General features: G+C 59.8%; 14 protein-coding genes. 9 read left to right on the forward strand and 5 right to left on the reverse strand.

Annotated features, from left to right (window positions below; translation table 11 throughout):
* Positions 1-14 precede the first annotated feature (14 nt).
* Entirely contained in the window at positions 15-3,158 is a 3,144-nt protein-coding gene (locus tag MKZ87_RS12520) for a transglycosylase domain-containing protein (protein WP_227233429.1), read from the reverse strand.
* Between the two features lie 499 nt (positions 3,159-3,657).
* On the opposite strand from MKZ87_RS12520, the gene MKZ87_RS12525 reads away from it, so the two are divergent.
* From MKZ87_RS12525 to MKZ87_RS12540, 4 genes are all read left to right on the forward strand, one after another.
* Positions 3,658-5,079, forward strand: coding sequence for an amino acid permease (locus MKZ87_RS12525; RefSeq protein ID WP_234205909.1), 1,422 nt, complete (start codon positions 3,658-3,660; stop codon positions 5,077-5,079).
* Between the two features lie 169 nt (positions 5,080-5,248).
* Positions 5,249-6,754, forward strand: coding sequence for a glucosyltransferase domain-containing protein (locus MKZ87_RS12530; RefSeq protein WP_266200995.1), 1,506 nt, complete (start codon positions 5,249-5,251; stop codon positions 6,752-6,754).
* 108 nt (positions 6,755-6,862) lie between these two features.
* Complete coding sequence (locus MKZ87_RS12535; protein ID WP_085701731.1) at positions 6,863-7,237, forward strand: GtrA family protein; 375 nt, start codon at positions 6,863-6,865, stop codon at positions 7,235-7,237.
* On the forward strand, positions 7,234-8,748 hold the full coding sequence (locus MKZ87_RS12540; protein WP_266200996.1) for a glycosyltransferase family 39 protein: 1,515 nt from the start codon (positions 7,234-7,236) through the stop codon (positions 8,746-8,748). Before MKZ87_RS12535 ends, MKZ87_RS12540 begins: the two co-directional genes overlap by 4 nt.
* Before the next feature lie 32 nt (positions 8,749-8,780).
* Here MKZ87_RS12540 and MKZ87_RS12545 read toward each other — a convergent pair whose 3' ends face one another.
* Positions 8,781-10,400 (reverse strand): FMN-binding glutamate synthase family protein, encoded by a 1,620-nt coding sequence (locus tag MKZ87_RS12545; protein ID WP_085699741.1) that lies wholly within the window; start codon positions 10,398-10,400, stop codon positions 8,781-8,783.
* 156 nt (positions 10,401-10,556) lie between these two features.
* Positions 10,557-11,357: a helix-turn-helix transcriptional regulator gene (locus MKZ87_RS12550; RefSeq protein ID WP_085701729.1), complete on the reverse strand. Its 801-nt coding sequence runs from the start codon at positions 11,355-11,357 to the stop codon at positions 10,557-10,559.
* 125 nt (positions 11,358-11,482) lie between these two features.
* Here MKZ87_RS12550 and MKZ87_RS12555 point away from each other — a divergent pair, with 125 nt between their 5' ends.
* The 5 genes from MKZ87_RS12555 (at position 11,483) to MKZ87_RS12575 (ending at position 15,490) form a co-directional block, all read left to right on the forward strand.
* Entirely contained in the window at positions 11,483-12,298 is an 816-nt protein-coding gene (locus tag MKZ87_RS12555; RefSeq protein ID WP_266200997.1) for a carbon-nitrogen hydrolase family protein, read from the forward strand.
* A 200-nt stretch (positions 12,299-12,498) separates the two neighbouring features.
* Complete coding sequence (locus MKZ87_RS12560; RefSeq protein WP_266200999.1) at positions 12,499-13,824, forward strand: APC family permease; 1,326 nt, start codon at positions 12,499-12,501, stop codon at positions 13,822-13,824.
* Positions 13,825-13,899: 75 nt separating this feature from the next.
* Positions 13,900-14,325 carry an NUDIX hydrolase gene (locus MKZ87_RS12565; RefSeq protein WP_085701726.1) on the forward strand — a complete coding sequence of 142 codons (426 nt, stop codon included), beginning with the start codon at positions 13,900-13,902 and terminating at the stop codon, positions 14,323-14,325.
* A gap of 23 nt (positions 14,326-14,348) precedes the next feature.
* Positions 14,349-14,987, forward strand: coding sequence for a LysE family translocator (locus MKZ87_RS12570; protein WP_085699729.1), 639 nt, complete (start codon positions 14,349-14,351; stop codon positions 14,985-14,987).
* A gap of 2 nt (positions 14,988-14,989) precedes the next feature.
* Positions 14,990-15,490: a GNAT family N-acetyltransferase gene (locus MKZ87_RS12575; RefSeq protein WP_227233419.1), complete on the forward strand. Its 501-nt coding sequence runs from the start codon at positions 14,990-14,992 to the stop codon at positions 15,488-15,490.
* 361 nt (positions 15,491-15,851) lie between these two features.
* On the opposite strand, the gene MKZ87_RS12580 is transcribed toward MKZ87_RS12575, so the two are convergent.
* Both MKZ87_RS12580 and metR read right to left on the reverse strand, forming a co-directional pair.
* Positions 15,852-16,334: a hypothetical protein gene (locus tag MKZ87_RS12580; protein WP_139832616.1), complete on the reverse strand. Its 483-nt coding sequence runs from the start codon at positions 16,332-16,334 to the stop codon at positions 15,852-15,854.
* Between the two features lie 229 nt (positions 16,335-16,563).
* Entirely contained in the window at positions 16,564-17,481 is a 918-nt protein-coding gene (metR, locus tag MKZ87_RS12585; RefSeq protein WP_085699725.1) for a transcriptional regulator MetR, read from the reverse strand.
* Positions 17,482-17,575: the final 94 nt, after the last annotated feature.

Below are 17,575 nucleotides of genomic sequence, written 5' to 3' on the forward strand. Positions count from 1 at the left end.
TTGCCCCCGCAACTTCATTCGGTGTTAAGCGATGGCAGGTTCGCCAGTGCTACCTGAGAAACGGGCGACGGCCGACATTGCGAGTCGCTGCCGGGTTGCAGATACGGCATCAGGATCGGCGCCATGCCCTTGAGCACCTGCACCGGCAGGGCCGAGGTGAATTTGAAGCTCTCCGCCGACCGCCCTGGAACGAACGCCGTGAGCGTGCCGAAATGGTGATCGCCGATGTAGAACACGAAGGTCGCGGTGCGGTTGATCGACTTGGAACTCAGAATGCGCCCGCCGGAACCGATGGCCTCGATTCGGTTGTCGCCTGTACCGGTTTTTCCGCCCATGGTCAGCGGTGTTCCATCGTTCAGTTTGAAACTGCCGGAAACACGTTTGGCCGTTCCCGAGTCCACCACTTGCGACAACGCTTCACGCATTGCCGTGGCGACTTCGGACGGCATCACCCGTTTACCGACATGAGGGTCGTTGACCAGTTTCGTTTCGTAAGGCGTGCCGGCGGCAAAGTGCAGGCTGTCGATGCGCAGGGTCGGCATGCGCACGCCGTCATTGAGGATGGTGCCGATCAGCTCGGCCAGCGCAGCGGGGCGGTCGCCGGAGCTGCCGATGGCGGTGGCCAGTGACGGCACCAGGTGATCGAACGGATAGCCGACTTTCTGCCAGCGCTGATGGATCTCGAGGAACGCCTCGATTTCCAGCATGGTGCGGATCCGACTGTCGCGGGCGCCTTTGTGCTTGCTCTTGAACAGCCAGCTGTAGACTTCCTGACGCTCGAACTGACTGGCCTTGACGATCTGGCTCCAGGTCGCGTCCGGGTGGTTGAGCAGGTAGCCGATCAGCCACAGGTCCAGCGGGTGGACCTTGGCGATGAAGCCCTGGTCCGGCAGGTCATAGGTACCGGGACCGTAGGCCAGATAAAGCCGTTCGAGGCGTTCGTCGGTGAGTTTTTCGGTGATTTTGACGCCCTTGAGGTGCGAGCGCACAAAAGTATTGAAGTCTTCCTGGCTGGCTTCGGGCAGCAGGTAACGGTGCACGGCGGCCATGCGGATCGGCGTCGGGCGCATGCTGTCGAGGAAGGTGTCGAGGCGGGCCTGGGTGTCCTTGTTCTTGTACTTCTTCCAGAACTTGAGCAGGAACGAGGTGCCTTCGCGGTCGGCGAACGAGGCGAGGTATTCCTGACGGCGCGGGTCGCGGTCGTCCTTGAGCAGTTCGGCGCTGTTGTTGGGGCCGGAGTAGGTGGTGTAGCGCACCAGATCGCGCATCAGGCGAATGAACGGCAGGTTGATCGACTCGCGCAGGGCATCGCGCAAGGTCGGCATGCGGCCGTTGTCTTCCTTGCGAAAGTTATGGAACACATGCAGCCCGCCACCGGTGAAAAACGCTTCACCGGGGCTGGCCGAGTATTTGCGGTCGAGGGCGGCGCCGAGCAGCTTCGACAGATCGTGATCCTTGTTCTGGATCAGGTAGTCGATCACCCACCGGCTCAGGCGATCCTGATCCGGCACGTCGATTTTTTTCAGTTCCGGCCCGGTCATGGCGCCGTATTTGTCATGCAGCTCCGCGATGATTTGCAGGTAGGTTGTCAGCACGCGCATCTTGGCGGTGGAGCCCAGTTCCAGCTTGCTGCCCTCGTTGATGTCGAACGGCTGATCGGTGCTGTCGGTCTGCACCCGCACGCGCGAGCCGTCCGGGGTCAGCTCGAACAGGGTGAAGCTGTAACGCACCTGTGTGGTGCTGGTGGGCGTCAGCAGGCGTTCACCCATCAGACCGACTTCGGTGGCGTAGGCCGGGTCGGCCAGTCGTTTCAGGTAGGCGGTGGCCTGGGTCTGCAGCTCGCCTTGCAAGGTGCTGGTAGCGGACAGGTCTAGACGGTCGAGGTCGTACAGCGGACGGTTGAGCATCGACGCCAACCGGCTGCGGGCGACGCTGATGCCTTTGTTGGTTTCGATCGGCTGAATGGTCGGCTGGGTCTGCCAGTCACGGTAGCTGATGGTGCTGGCCAGCGCCGCATCGGCGAGAGTGGCGTCGATCACACCGTTCTGCTTGAGCACGCGCAAGTGGCTGTTGGTCAGTTCGACCAGCTCTTCGCGGCCCTTGGTCAGGTAATGCGAAGGACGGCGCTGGGCGATCATCAGCGAGAGCATTTCGCGCAGGGCCAGGCCCTTGTCCGCCATGCTCTTCGGATCGGTTTCAGTGCTCGAGAGTTTGCGGTTGGCCTCGTTGAAATCGGCGCCATACCAGACCCGCAGGCCCTCGGCCATGCCGTGTACTTCGCCATGCCCCGGCACCGCCGACAGCGGCACGCTGTTGAGGTAATCACGAATGATGTTCTGCCGCGCCTGCAAGGTGTCCGGGCCGCCCTGGTAGGCGCGCACGCTGGCGGAAATCATCTGGCGGATCTTCTCCGCGCCGGACACCGTCAGGCCATCGGGCGAATGACGATATTTCTCAAGTTGCGTCGCCAGGGTACTGCCACCGGCCGACTGCCCCGGCAAGTGCAGCAACTTGGCGACCTGCGACCACGCGGCCATGCCGAAGCGCGGCCAGTCCACCGCCGGGTTGGCCAAGGGTTGCTTTGGGTCGAGCAGAAAGCGGTTTTCGATGAACAACAGGCTGTTGACTACCACCGGCGGGATTGTGTCGAAACTCGAATACAGCTGCTGGGGGTAGTTGTACTGATACAGCGGTGCGGCGCGGCAATCGGTGATCGACAACCCGGCCTGGATCTTTTCGGAATAGGGCACGAACAGGCCCTTGTCGGTGTAGTTGAGCAGGGCCGGGGAGAAACGCGTCTGTTCGGTGATCACGTAGTTGCGCTTGATCAGCCGTGGCAGGAACTCGTCCAGCGAGCTGTAGCCCAGACGCAGGTCGAACGGCCCGTTGCCCGGATAGCGGATGGCGTCGCTGGGGCCCGGTTGCAATTCGTACTTGAGTTTGGCGGCGTACTGGCTGAGCTCGCGGGACTGAAATCGCGAGGTGCGCATTTCCTTCATCGCAGCCAGACCCACGACAATCGCGATGATCACCAACAGGAGCCAGAAAGCCTTCCACCCATGCCGGTTACGACGGGGTTTTTCAGGGACAGGCGCTTCATCCACACGTTCAGTCGGAACCACTTTTTCACTCGAATCGGTTTGCCACAAAGCGCCCATAGTCGATTGATCCATTCACGCAGATTGATCGGACTTGTCTGAAGCTTAGTCGGTGGTTGGCGTGGGTGAAAAAATTGTGAAGAGGGCACCCTGAACAAATCTGCAAATCCGGCTGCCACCCTCCGGCAAGTGATTGCAAGCCTGAAAGGGCCGGAACAGAGAGGTCTTGAGGTCGATGCGACTTTGGTCGCGGCATGACGCTGCACCATTGCTGTGCAATACTCGGCGCCCATTTGCGCGGTGAATAATCCTCAAAATGCAGGACGATTTGTCTCGTAAGCCGCGTATTTGACGAGGTTTACGTCTGAATCAGATGCCTTATAGAGTGAAAAAACCTGTCGCAAGCTTTTTATACTGCACGCCCCGCTGATCCCGCAGGTTGCTTCTGCGGGACGGTCCTGCCCACGAAGCAGGGCCGGTTTTGACCCAGGCGCAGGCTTATCGGCCGACGCTTGAACACTCGGTGGTCACATCCAATAACAAGACGAGGAAGTCCCCCATGCCAGTCGGCAATCACCCGCCCCATGGCGAAACCGCTCAAGGCGGCCCGCTCAAACGCGAACTCGGTGAACGGCATATTCGCCTGATGGCGCTCGGCGCCTGCATCGGTGTCGGCCTGTTTCTCGGTTCGGCCAAGGCCATCGAAATGGCCGGCCCGGCGATCATGCTGTCTTACATCATCGGCGGTCTGGCGATCCTGGTGATCATGCGCGCCCTCGGTGAAATGGCCGTGCACAACCCGGTCGCCGGTTCTTTCAGCCGTTATGCACAGGATTATCTCGGTCCGCTGGCGGGCTTTCTGACCGGCTGGAACTACTGGTTCCTGTGGCTGGTGACCTGCGTCGCCGAAATCACGGCGGTGGCGGTGTACATGGGCATCTGGTTCCCCGATGTGCCGCGCTGGATCTGGGCGCTGGCGGCACTGGTCAGCATGGGTTCGATCAACCTGATCGCGGTGAAGGCCTTCGGTGAATTCGAGTTCTGGTTCGCCCTGATCAAGATCGTCACCATCATCGCCATGGTGCTCGGCGGCATCGGCATCATCGCTTTCGGCTTCGGCAACGACGGTGTGGCGCTGGGGATTTCCAATCTGTGGGCCCACGGCGGCTTCATGCCCAACGGCGTGACGGGCGTGTTGATGTCCCTGCAAATGGTGATGTTCGCCTACCTCGGTGTGGAAATGATCGGCCTGACCGCCGGCGAAGCGAAGAACCCGCACAAGACCATCCCGAATGCGATCGGCTCGGTGTTCTGGCGCATCCTGCTGTTCTACGTCGGCGCACTGTTCGTGATTCTGTCGATCTATCCGTGGAACGAAATCGGCACCCAGGGCAGTCCGTTCGTGATGACCTTTGAACGTCTGGGCATCAAGACTGCCGCCGGCATCATCAACTTCGTGGTGATCACCGCCGCGCTGTCGTCGTGCAACGGCGGCATCTTCAGTACCGGGCGCATGCTCTACAGCCTGGCGCAGAACGGCCAGGCGCCGGCCGGCTTCGCTCGCACCTCGGGCAACGGCGTACCGCGTCGGGCATTGCTGCTTTCGATCTTCGCCCTGCTGCTGGGCGTGCTGCTGAATTATCTGGTGCCGGAAAAGGTCTTCGTCTGGGTGACTTCGATTGCTACCTTCGGCGCGATCTGGACCTGGGTGATGATCCTGCTGGCCCAGTTGAAATTCCGCAAAGGCCTGAGCGCCAGCGAACGTGCAGGTCTCAAGTACAAGATGTGGCTGTTCCCGGTCAGCTCGTATCTGGCGCTGGCGTTCCTGGTGCTGGTGGTCGGCCTGATGGCGTATTTCCCGGACACTCGCGTGGCGCTGTATGTAGGCCCGGCGTTCCTGGTCCTGCTGACCGTTCTGTTCTACGTGTTCAAGTTGCAACCAAAGGATTCGGTACAGGGCGCGATGCGTTCGGCTTCGTAATTCGTTGTCGCTGAAACCTGAAAGCCCCGGCCGAAAGTCCGGGGCTTTTTCATGGGGCGAAGTGATGCCGCTGGTCTGAAAGCGCCGCAAAAAACGACTTCTGATTCAGAGTCATGTTCGAAGGTTTATCTACGTCGTTTCCAGCGCAGCCGTGAACAGAGGCGCAGGTATGAGGATCAGCGATTTTCTCGTACGAGAACTCGGCCGCCGTCAGGTCGTGTTGTTCTTTCTGCTCGCCACGATGCTGTACATCCTGCCGCTGATCCTCGTCGACTTTCCCTACATCGACGACAACTGGCGCACCCTCGCTGCCGGCAATGCCTGGGCGCGGCAGGGGCGGTTGTTCATGGACTGGTTTTATCAAGCGCTGACTTTCACTGGCGCTGCGCCGAACATTTTCCCGTTGCCGCTGTTGCTCGCCACGGTGGCCATGTCGTTCGCGCTGACCCGGCTGACCTTCCACTATTTCCCCGAACCGACGCTGGCCTGTTGTCTGGTGCCGTTGCCGCTCTGGTACAACCCGTTCCTGTTGCAGAACCTGTCCTATCAATACGACGGGGCCGGCATGGCGCTGAGTCTGGTCGCGGTGATCTACGCGATCACGTTTGGCGGCGCTTCACGCATTCAGCGCTGGCTGGTGCCGTCGATGTTGCTGGCGCTGGCGATCGGGTTGTATCAGATCAGCCTGAATGTGTTTCTCGGGTTGTGCTGCGTGGAATTGCTGCGCAATGTTCATCGGCGAGTGCCGTGGGGTGAACTCTGGTGCCGGTCAGGCTGGCGGCTGGCGCAACTGTTGCTGGCCGTGATGATTTACAGCGTCACGGCTTATCCGTTCACGGACTCGGCACGCACGCAATTGCTTGACGCGAGCGCTGATCCGCTGCTGCAGATCGGCATCAATATCGGTCGGGTGATGGAGAAGGTCGCGCTGTTGTTTCACGGCGGCTACACGGTGGTGTTTGTCGGGCTGGTGCTGTGTGCCGTGTTCGGGGGCGTGCAGTTGGGGCGGCAGATTCGTGAGCGCAACATGTCGCGCGCCAAGGGGTTGCTCCTGAGCTTCAGTTGCCTGCTGGCATTGCCGCTGGTTGTGCTGCTGGTACCGGGGATGACGCTGCTGTTTCGCGACTTCAATGAAGGTGCGCGTACCCTGATGGGGTTCGGCGTGCTGCTGATGTTGCTGTTCTATCTGGCCTGTACCGGATTGACGTCGCTGCACTCGCGGCTGCCCCTGTTGTTGGCGATTCCGCTTGTGGCCACGTTGTCGCTGTCCTTCGCTTACGGGCGAGTACTGACGATGGAAAAGACCTTCGCCAACAGTGCTCTCTACAGCCTCAGTCACGACATTTCTTCCCATCGCGAACTGCGCGACGCCAAACGGATTTATATGTCGGTCACTTACTCCGATCGCTGGCTGGCAAGTGCGACGGGCACGTTCAAACAGTTACCGGTACTGCGCTATCTGCTGAATATCGACTACTTCATGCTCGCGGAAAACCTGCCGTCGACCGGCATCACCAACGTGGTTGCCGAGCGCGAGCGGCGCAACGCCACCCGCGTCGGCTATCAGGGGTTTCCAGCCTTGGTTGATCGACTCTATTACCGCATCTATCTGATCGGTGATTACGGTTTCATCGTCATGAAAGAGCCGCCCCATGGCCGCTTGCTGCAATGGTGACCGTCGGTCTGAAACCACCCCCCTCCTGTAATTTCTGACAGTAGACCCTGCTCACGCTCTGCCCTAGCTTGAAGCACTCGACGGTTGCCGCGACAGCAAGGATTGGCGATGAGAATCTTGTGGAAAGGGTTTTCCGCACAAACGGCCATCGGCCTCGGCGGCATGTTGATTCACTGGCAGATTTTTTTCGTGTTGACCAGCGCCGTTCAGGCGACTCAGTCGGCAAGTAACTTCGCCGCGTTTTGTATCGCCGCCGCCTTCTCGTTTTACATGAACGCGCTCTACACATTCGAGACTGGAACGTCAGTGCTGGCCTATCTGGGCTTCATGAGCGTGATGGGCGTTTTGAGTTATGGCACAGGTGAGTTCGGTGATGCGCGGAATTTGCCGGGACTGGCGACGGTGTCCGTGTTTTCGCTGTTGAATCTGTTGCTGGGGTACTGCTTTTTCCGGTTTGTGCTGTTTCGGGGGCGTCAGACATGAAAAGCCTTGCGAGCGTTGCGGCCTCCGCGGGGTTCACTTCCTTGAGGATCGACAGACTGGCCCTTCTGGCGGTTGTATTCCTCGCCCTGATCGTGCGGTTTTACGCCATCGATGTGCCGAGTATCTGGTATGACGAGGCCTACAGTCTGTTGCTCGCACGCGAAACGCCAGCGCGCATTTTGGCACTGACTGCGCTGGATGTTCATCCTCCACTGTATTACGTGCTGCTGCATTACTGGGTGATGTTGTGGGGGGAGGGAGCACTGCCGGCCCGGGCGATGAGTGCGCTGGCGGATGTGGGAACGCTGTTGTTGTGTGTCAGGTTGATGAGCCTGATTTCCACGCGCCGGGCCACCTGGATTGCTGCGTTGCTGCTGGCGTTGCTGCCGTTATCCGCCGGCTACAGTCAGGAGGCCCGAATGTACACCCTGCTGGGGTTTTGGCTGATTGGCGCAACGATGGCTCTGGTGTGTTGGACACGGGCACCCGAAAAAAAACGGTTTGCGATTTCCTATGTTTTATTGATGGTTGCTGCGTTCTATACGCATTACTTTGCGTTCCTGTGCGTAGCCATTCATTGGCTTTTCTGGTGGAAAACGTGCTCCGAACTTCAAGAGAAGGCAATTGGGGGGCGTGCCTGGATTCTGGCTAACGGCATGATCGTTCTACTGTATGTGCCCTGGCTGCCTGTACTGACTGATCAACTGCTCAGCCGACCGGATTTCGGCTGGATAGCGCCGCTCACCTGGCAATCGGTATTTACCCTCATATGGCAAATAACCGGTACGAGCGAGTCAGTAAGCTGGGCGACATGGTGGCGAGTCTGGCCGTCTGTTTTTATCATCGCCTGCGCGTTTACCGTACTGATGCAACATCGTGACTCACGACGGTATGCCTGGCTTTTGGTGGGATATTTCTTTATTCCATTGCTGTTTTTGCTAGCGATTTCCCTGGTGAAACCAGCGTTTATCCTCCGCTACTTTTACTTTGCAGCTATCGCGATTCCATTGATCGTTGCGGTGGCTATTGATAAGTGGTGGCATCGTCGACGGACACTTGCCTTGCTGCTCATGGCAGCGTTTCTACTGGGCGAACTTCAGGGAATGGCAGACCTCTCCAGGCGTCGAAACAACAGTGCAGGGATGGAGGCACTGGCGATTGCCTTGAATGCCCAGAGCCGTTCAGGCGACGAGATCGTGTTTGACAATCTGTATTGGTATTTGCCGTTCGCGAACTACAACAAAACGGGCATATCACCAAAGATTTTTGTAGGGATGACAAGTGTACGGCTTTCCGGATATCCGGATCGTTCGGGATGGGCGCTGATCCCGGCACCGCAACAATCAATGCTGATTGATGATGATTCGATAAGGGGGCTGGATGCAAAACGAGTGTGGTGGGTCGCGCACAAATCGAATGCCAAAGATCTCTCTTTGTTCTCGAACCAATGGATCAAGATTCGGAGCCTTGACGGAGGTGATATCGAAGCCCGCTTGTTTGTTCACAAGTGAGGGCCTGCCGGCGTTGACAGGCCCTGAATCATTCAAGCAGCTACGACTTCCTGCGGTTCAAAACTGTCCGCCCGCGCCATCTGCCACATCCGCGAATAGAACTCGCCGTTCACTTCCCCGGTGAGCAACTCCCCCGGTTTCAGGAACACGTGCAGCTGTGAAAACAGTTTGATCTCGGTCGCCGACATGCGCCGTACCAAATGCTTGGCCGAGAGTTGCGACGGATGGTCGAGGCCGGCGGCGGCGAGCATTTCCGCCAGCGCCTTGAGCGTATTGCGGTGAAAGTTGTAGACCCGCTGGGCCTTGTCCGGCACCACCAGCGCACGCTGGCGCAGGGTGTCCTGGGTGGCGACGCCGGTCGGACATTTGTTGGTGTGGCAGCTTTGCGACTGGATGCAGCCGATGGCGAACATGAAGCCGCGCGCCGAGTTGGCCCAGTCGGCGCCGATGGCGAGCACGCTGGCGATGTCGAAGGCGCTGACGATCTTGCCGCTGGCGCCGAGCTTGATCTTGTCGCGCAGATTCAGCCCCACCAGGGTGTTGTGAACAAACAGCAGGCCTTCGCGCATCGGCACGCCGATGTGGTCGGTGAACTCCACCGGGGCGGCGCCGGTGCCGCCTTCCTTGCCGTCGACCACGATGAAGTCCGGCAGGATGCCGGTCTCCAGCATGGCCTTGGCGATGCCCATGAACTCCCACGGATGGCCGAGGCAGAACTTGAAGCCCACCGGTTTGCCGCCGGACAGTTCACGCAGCTGCTGGATGAAATGCATCATCTCGATCGGCGTGGAAAACGCGCTGTGGCGCGACGGCGAGATGCAGTCTTCGCCCATCAGGATGCCGCGGGTGTCGGCGATTTCCTGGGTCACTTTGTGCTTGGGCAGAATTCCGCCGTGGCCCGGTTTGGCGCCCTGGCTCATCTTGATTTCGATCATCCGCACCTGCGGGGTCTGCGCCTGGGCGGCGAAACGTTCCGGGTCGAAACGGCCGTCGCTGGTGCGGCAGCCGAAATAGCCGCTGCCCAGTTCCCAGGTCAGGTCGCCGCCGTGTTCGCGGTGATAGGGGCTGATGCTGCCTTCGCCGGTGTCGTGAGCGAAGTTGCCGAGTTTGGCGCCTTGGTTCAGCGCGCGGATCGCGTTGGCGCTGAGGGAGCCAAAACTCATGGCCGAGATGTTGAACACCGATGCCGAGTAAGGCTGGGTGCACTGCGGGCCACCGACGGTGACGCGAAAGCTGCTCGGGTCGCTCAACGGTGCCGGGCGCATCGAATGACCGATGAATTCGAAGCCGGATTGGTAGACGTCGATCAGGGTGCCGAACGGCTTGTCGGCGGTTTCATTCTTCGCTCGCGAATACACCAGCGAACGCTGGGCGCGAGAGAAGGGCAGGGCGTCGCTGTCGGATTCCAGCAGGTACTGGCGGATTTCCGGGCGAATCCCCTCGACCAGATAACGGATGTTGCCCAGGATCGGGTAATTGCGGCGCACCGCGTGCGGGCTCTGCATCAGGTCGAACAGACCGATCAGGCTCAATACGCCGGTGACGGCGGTGATCGGCCACAGCCAGTCGTGTTCGAGAAAGGGCAGGCTGGCGAGGGTGAAAATCACGCAGACGGCAAAGAAGGCGTAGCGGCTCAGGAGTGACAGGCTCATACGGTTTCCTTGGTTCGGACTTGGATTGTTCAGCGCCGCAGATCCCTGTGGGAGCGAGCTTGCTCGCGATAGCGGTGGGCCAGTCAACGCATAAGTCGGTTATGGCGGCCCTTTCGCGAGCAAGCTCGCTCCCACAGAAAAGCTCACAGCGCTGTATCAGGCGTTCTGCGCCTGCAGAAAGATCGAAAACAGCTCCGACTGGGATTTGATCCCCAGCTTGCTGTACATGTGTTTCTTATGGACTTTCACGGTTTCAACAGAGATTTCCAGCTTACGGGCGATTTCTTTACTGGAGCAACCGCTGAGCATCAGGCGCCCGACGTCCAGCTCCCGGGCGGTCAGCTGCGCGCCCTTGAGTTGCTGCACCGACGCTTCGAGCTGCACCCGCCAGTCCGGTTGCGCAGGCGCCGGGGCGAGGGCCACGGTTTCGTTGATTTCATAAGGCAGGCGCTGGCGCAACAGGCCGAGCACCCACGGCTGGATCAGCGACAGCAGGGCAATCTGCTCGCCGGTGAAGCGCTGCTGGCTGCCCAGTGACAGGCACAGCGTGCGGTCGCCTTCGAGCTGGCAATTGAACTGGATTTCGTCGGCCACCACATTCAGACGAAAGTATCGCTGGTAATACTCGGTCAGTTCGAAGTGCTCCGGCGCGACCTCCGACAGGCGATACAACCCGGTGCGCGATTGCTCGCGGCAGGCGATGTAGAACGGATCGAGCAGGTACAACCCGCGCAGATAATCCTGAAACAGCTGGTCGGGACTGCCGTCGGCACCGGGGCATTCGGCGAACACCTGCGGGTGACGGTCGGCGCTGAACAGCAGCGCCACCCAGCTATCGAACGTGACGTACTGGTCGAGCAGGCGCACCAGTTGCGCCCAGAAATTCGGCTTGTCGAGGGCGTCGATCAACTGCCCGACGGCGCGGTGCCAGGTGATGTCGTCAAACGAAACAGTCATGCCTCTACCCCTATCGGGTTACCCCGGCCGCGTAATTCCCTGGCCGGTCGAATGCGAAGCATACTGGCCCACAGACAGCCGCCGGGCAATCTTTCCGCCCCCGGCGCTCATCACAAGGACTCCCCATGAAAGTCGAACTCGCCCAACTGGCGGGCCGTGACAAAGACACGGCGTACAACCTCGAACGCGCCCTCGCCGCGATTGCGGCCTGCGCCACCGACACGCAATTGATCGTGTTCCCCGAGACCCACCTGATGGGCTTCCCGACCGCTGACACCGTGGCGCAGGTCGCCGAACCGGTCGACGGCCCGACCGTCAGCGCCGTGCAGGCCGCCGCCCGTGAACGCAACCTGGCGGTGGTGATCGGCATGGCCGAGAACGATGACGGCCGCTTCTACAACACCACGCTGCTGATCACCCCCGAAGGTATCGCCCTGAAATACCGCAAGACCCACCTCTGGGCGTCGGATCGTGGTGTGTTCGAAGCGGGTGATCGATATGCAACGTGTTTGTGGAACGGTGTGCGGGTCGGTCTGCTGATCTGTTACGACATCGAGTTCCCGGAATCGGCCCGCGCCCTGGCGCAACTGGGGGCGCAGATGTTGATCGTGACCAACGGCAACATGGACCCGTACGGCCCGACCCACCGCACTGCGATCATGGCCCGGGCTCAGGAAAACCAGGCGTTTGCGTTGATGGTCAACCGCGTGGAAGCCGGGGATGACGGGTTGATGTTTGCCGGCGGCAGTGCGCTGGTGGATCCGCTGGGAACGGTGCTGTTCGAGGCTGGACGTGAAGAAGGGCGGTTCAGTGTCGAGCTGGATTTCGGCCAGTTGGCGCTGGCGCGCAAGGATTATCGCTATCTGGATGATCAGCGGTTGAAGTTGCCGGGGGAGGTGGTCGAGCACGCCTCGGGAGTACGAGAGCTGCTGATCCCTTGACCCGTTGTACCCGATCGTTCCCACGCTCTGCGTGGGAATGCCTCCATGGACGCTCTGCGTCCGCTCTTGGGACGCAGAGCGTCCCGGGCTGCATTCCCACGCGGAGCGTGGGAACGATCAGCAAAAACAAAGCAACACCCGAAACATTCGCCGAACTCGGCCTCTGCCATAAATCCAATAAAATCCGGAGTAAGTCGCCCATGGCTCGTTTGCAACGCACCCTTTCGCTGGGGTCGGTGGTGCTGTTCGGCATCGCCTACATGACGCCGATCATTGTCCTCGGCACGTTCGGCATCCTCGCCCAGTCCACCGCCGGCATGGTGCCCGCCGCGTATCTGGCGGCGCTGGTGGCGATGTTTTTCACCGCCATGAGTTATGGCCGCATGGCCGCCGCGTTCCCGGTGGCGGGCTCGGCCTACAGCTACGTGCGCAAGGCCATCAGCCCGAAACTCGGCTTCATCGCCGGGTGGGCGGTGCTGCTCGATTATCTGTTTCTGCCGATGGCGATCTGGCTGATCGGCGCCGCATACCTCGCGTCGGCCTTCCCGTCGATCCCGCAGTGGATCTGGGTGCTGGCGTTCATCGGCATCACCAGCGCGATCAACATCATCGGCCTGAAACTGGCCAACGGCATCAACGCCTTGCTGATGCTGGTGCAGTTCCTGGTGCTGATCGCCTTTGTCGCGCTGTGCGTGCACTACGTCGGTGGCGATGCCAGCACGCCGCTGTGGTCGATCAAACCGTTCTTCAATGGCGACATGCAGATGCCGCTGATCATGAGCGGGGCCGCCATCGCCTGCTACTCGTTTCTCGGTTTCGACGCGGTCAGCACCCTCACCGAAGAAACCCGTGATCCACGCCGCACCATTCCTCGGGCAATCATGTTGATCACCCTGATCGGCGGGCTGATTTTCGTCGGCGTATCGTACTTCGTGCAGATCGCCCATCCATCGTTCCAGTTCGACAGCGTCGACTCGGCGGCCTACGAAATTGCGCGCAATATCGGTGGCGACCTGTTCGTGTCGATCTTCCTGATCGGCCTGATCGTCGGTCAGTTCGCCTCAGGCCTGTCGGCGCAGGCCAGCGGTTCGCGGCTGTTGTTTGCGATGGGCCGTGACGGTGTGCTGCCCAAGTCGTTTTTCGGCACCTTGCACGAGCGCTTCGGTACGCCGGTCAACAGCATCCTGCTGTGTGCGGTGGTGGCTTTGCTGGCGCTGAAGCTCGACGTGACCACCTCGACTTCGTTCATCAACTTCGGCGCGTTCCTGGCGTTCAGCCTGGTCAATCTGTCGGTGATTTTTCACTACTGGATCGGCGGCGAGAAAAAAGGCCTGCGCGAGCTGATCCTGTTCCTGATCTTCCCGTTCATCGGCCTGGCGGCGGACTTGTGGCTGATGGTCAGCCTCGATCACCTGGCGCTGTATCTGGGCCTGAGCTGGCTGGCGATTGGTGTGGTGTATCTGGCGGTGCTGACCGGCGGGTTCCGTCGTCAGCCGCCGGAAATGGATTTCCAGGAAGCGGCCTGACGTGCGGTCGAGCCTTTGCCTCACGAGCGGCAAGCGTGTGATCCTTGCCGTTTTTGAGTCATAGGCTTTTCGTTCATGTCGACCGCAAATAATTCCACGATCCGCATCGCTGCCGCGCTGCTGCTCAACCCCGACGGCCAGACCCTGCTGGTGCGCAAGCGCGACACCACGGCGTTCATGCAGCCCGGCGGCAAAATCGAAGCCCATGAGCTGCCGGTGCATGCGCTGGCCCGTGAGCTGGAAGAAGAACTGGGACTGCTGATCGATCCGGCGCAGGCGAGTTTTCTCGGCCAGTTCTCGGCACCCGCCGCCAACGAGCCGGGATTCGTCGTGCAGGCCGAGATCTTTCAGCTGACCATCGACGCCAGGGTGTCTCCGGCCGCCGAGATCGAAGAGGTGATCTGGATCGACCCGGCCACCGACGGCAATGTCGTTCTCGCCCCATTGACACGTGACCTGATCCTGCCGTTTTATCGAGCCTCGCTGACTGCGATCGCCTGATCATTCGTGCAAAGGACTTCGTCATGATCCCGCTTCAAGACCTGCTGATTTTTGCCGCCGCCGCGCTGCTGATGGTACTGACGCCTGGGCCGAACATGATTTACCTGATCTCCCGTTCGATCTGTCAGGGCCGCAAGGCCGGGGTCACGTCGCTGGTGGGCGTGGTGGCTGGGTTCTTCGTGCATATGTTCGCGGCGGCAGCCGGTTTGACGGCGGTGTTTCTCGCGGTCCCGATGGCATATGAGGTGTTGAAGTGGGCCGGCGCGCTGTACCTGTTGTGGCTGGCTTGGCAGGCAGTGAAACCCGGCGCCCGCTCGCCATTCGAGGTGCAGGCATTGCCGGCGGACTCGTCGCGCAAGCTCATCACCATGGGGTTTCTCACCAGCGCGCTGAACCCGAAAATCGCGGTGTTCTACCTCTCGGTGTTTCCGCAGTTCATCACGCCGGAGCACGGCTCGGTGTTCAGCCAGAGCATCATTCTCGGGCTGACCCAGATCAGCGTCAGTTTCAGCGTCAACCTGTTGATCGCCCTGTCGGCGGCCGGTATCGCGTCGTGGTTCGTCAACAACCCGACCTGGCTGGCGGTGCAGCGTTATTTCATGGGCTTTGTGCTGGGCGCACTGGCCGTGCGGCTGATGCTTGAACAACGCAAGGCCGCCTGAAAATGTGGATCGAACGGCTCGACGCCAGTCATGCGTTGGCCTATCGCGAATTGATGCTGGAAGCCTATGACCGGCATCCGCAAGCGTTCACTTCCAGTGTGCGCGAGCGCGCAGTGATGCCGCTGAGCTGGTGGGAATCACGGCTGACCAGCAAGCTCGACGCGGTGTTTGGCGCGTTCGAAGGCAGTCGGCTGGCGGGCATTGTCGGCCTGGCGTTCGAGCCTCGGGAGAAGGCCCGGCACAAGGCAACGGTGTTCGGCATGTATGTGTCGGCCGGGTTTCGTCAACGCGGGCTGGGACTGAAATTGATGGAGGCCGTGCTGGAGGAAGCGCAGCAGCATCCGGCACTGAAAGTCATTCAACTGACCGTCACCGCCGGCAATGAAGCCGCATTCAAGCTATACCAGCGCTGCGGCTTCATCCAGTTTGGTCTGGAACCCCTGGCGGTTCGGGTCGGTGAGGAATATTTCGACAAGATCCATATGTGGTGTGAATCTCGCTGAAGTCCTGGTCGGACTTTCGTGGCGAGGGAACTTGCTCCTGCGGGGCTGCGAAGCGGCCTTTATTCCGCATAGTCACGGTCTGACGGAAGACCACATGTTCACGTTTTCCTGTAGAGGAATCGGAATTTCCCAACGCGAACTGCATGGCCTGCCAATACTCGCCCCCCCACCAAGCCATGGAGAACTTTCGACAGGTACTCAACCGCCCTGATGAGTTGCCTGGCTTTGATGACCTGGCAGGTAATTAATGCCCCCCACTTATTTCACCCGCATTGCTGCGGGCTGTGGGGGCTTTTAACCTTGACGGTCCCTTTTTCCTGCCGGAGCTGGTTAATTAACGCGTTCCCGCGTCCTGCATCTCCTAAACTCTGAATTGAAAAAAATCAGCTGCGGTAGTTATTTGATATCCACCGACATCCTCATCTCCAAGTTGAATTTGCACGCTTTTTATTCCCTTCCCGGAAAATGATATCGGATGATAGGAAATCGACTCCTGTGCCTGCGCAATGGTAGTGTGGAGTAGCGTTTCCTGTGCATCATAAAATCTTATCGAATAAGAATCATACGGGCGACCAGTGCCTCCCCTGCTTATCGCGAACCAAAAACTCACGTAAGAGTAAGTAGAGTTAAATGTATATTTCACTCCTCCATTTTCTACGCATAATGAGCTCTCTTCGTTTTTTCCGGGAGAGTGAGCCCAAGTTGCACTTAGAATTCCGCTATTCAGGGGTAAACTGTGAGGCAAAAGTGTTATTTCTCCGCTGGGGATCGTATATGTAATATCGGGTTGAAATAAGACTCTTTCATTTCCAAAGTCTTCACTCAGTACTTCATTGGTATTCATGGGTAGCGCTCCTTTGCAGGCTCAGCCCCTTACCGGAATGGCAGCAGGCATGCACCATTGAGCGCCGTCGGTAGAAAGTTGCGCACCTGTCAACTTTGACAGTCCAGACGAGTGGTCAAGGCTTGCGCAACGTCTGCTAACGTAGGACATAAATCGGCGGTTCGGGTCGGTGAGGACTACTTCGACAAGATCCATATGTGGTGCGCGCTTTTCGTGCCAACCGCCAGCCTCAACGAACCGCGCTGACCCCATCCAGCGTCGAGAACGAGGTGTCCTTGGCCGTCAGCAGGAAATCGCGCATATACGGCGCGTCCAGCATGTCGGCGCGGATCGCCGCGTACAGCGTTGCAAACAAGCCTTTCTCGCCCAGCCGCTTACCCTTCACGTAGCCCCGCGAGCTGTATTCATGCAGTGCCCAGTGCGGCATGCCGCACACACCACGGCCGCTGGCCACCAGTTGCATCATCATCACCGTCAGCTCTGAGGTGCGCACCTGCGCCGGTTCGATGTCGGCCGGTTCGAGGAAGCGAGTGAAGATATCGAGACGATCCCGTTCCACCGGATAAGTGATCAGGGTTTCGCTCAGCAGATCTTCGGGGACGATGTACGGTTTGCTCGCCAATGCGTGCTGGTTGGCGACTGCGAGCATGGCTTCGTAGGTGAACAGCGGCACGTAGGTGATGCCGGCGATTTCCAGCGGGTCGGACGTCACCACCAGATCCAGATCGCCACGAGCCAGCGCCGGCAGCGGGGCAAAGGAGAAACCCGAAGCGAGGTCGAGTTCGACTTCCGGCCAGGCATCGCGGAACTGATCGATGGTCGGCATCAGCCACTGGAAGCAGCTGTGACATTCGATGGCCATGTGCAGACGCCCGGCGGTGCCCCCGGCCAGACGCCCGATGTCGCGTTCGGCGGCGCGCAGCAGCGGCAGGGTCGCGTCGGCCAGTTGCAGCAGGCGCAGGCCGGCGCTGGTGAAGCGTACGGGTTTGGTCTTGCGCACGAACAGCGGCATGCCCATGCGCTCTTCCAGTTCCTTGAACTGGTGGGACAACGCCGACTGGGTCAGGTGCAGGCGATCGGCCGCATCCACCAGGCTGTCGGCTTCGCGCAGGGCGTGCAGGGTTTTCAGGTGACGGATCTCAAGCACCGCAGGCTCCATGAGTAAAATTTGTGATCAACACGAAAAGGTTGAGTTTGTCTCATGTTGACCTGGCTGTCGACAATGGCGCCATCTTTTACGC

It is taken from the genome of Pseudomonas sp. MCal1 (genome assembly GCF_026341415.1).
Lineage (GTDB): Bacteria > Pseudomonadota > Gammaproteobacteria > Pseudomonadales > Pseudomonadaceae > Aquipseudomonas.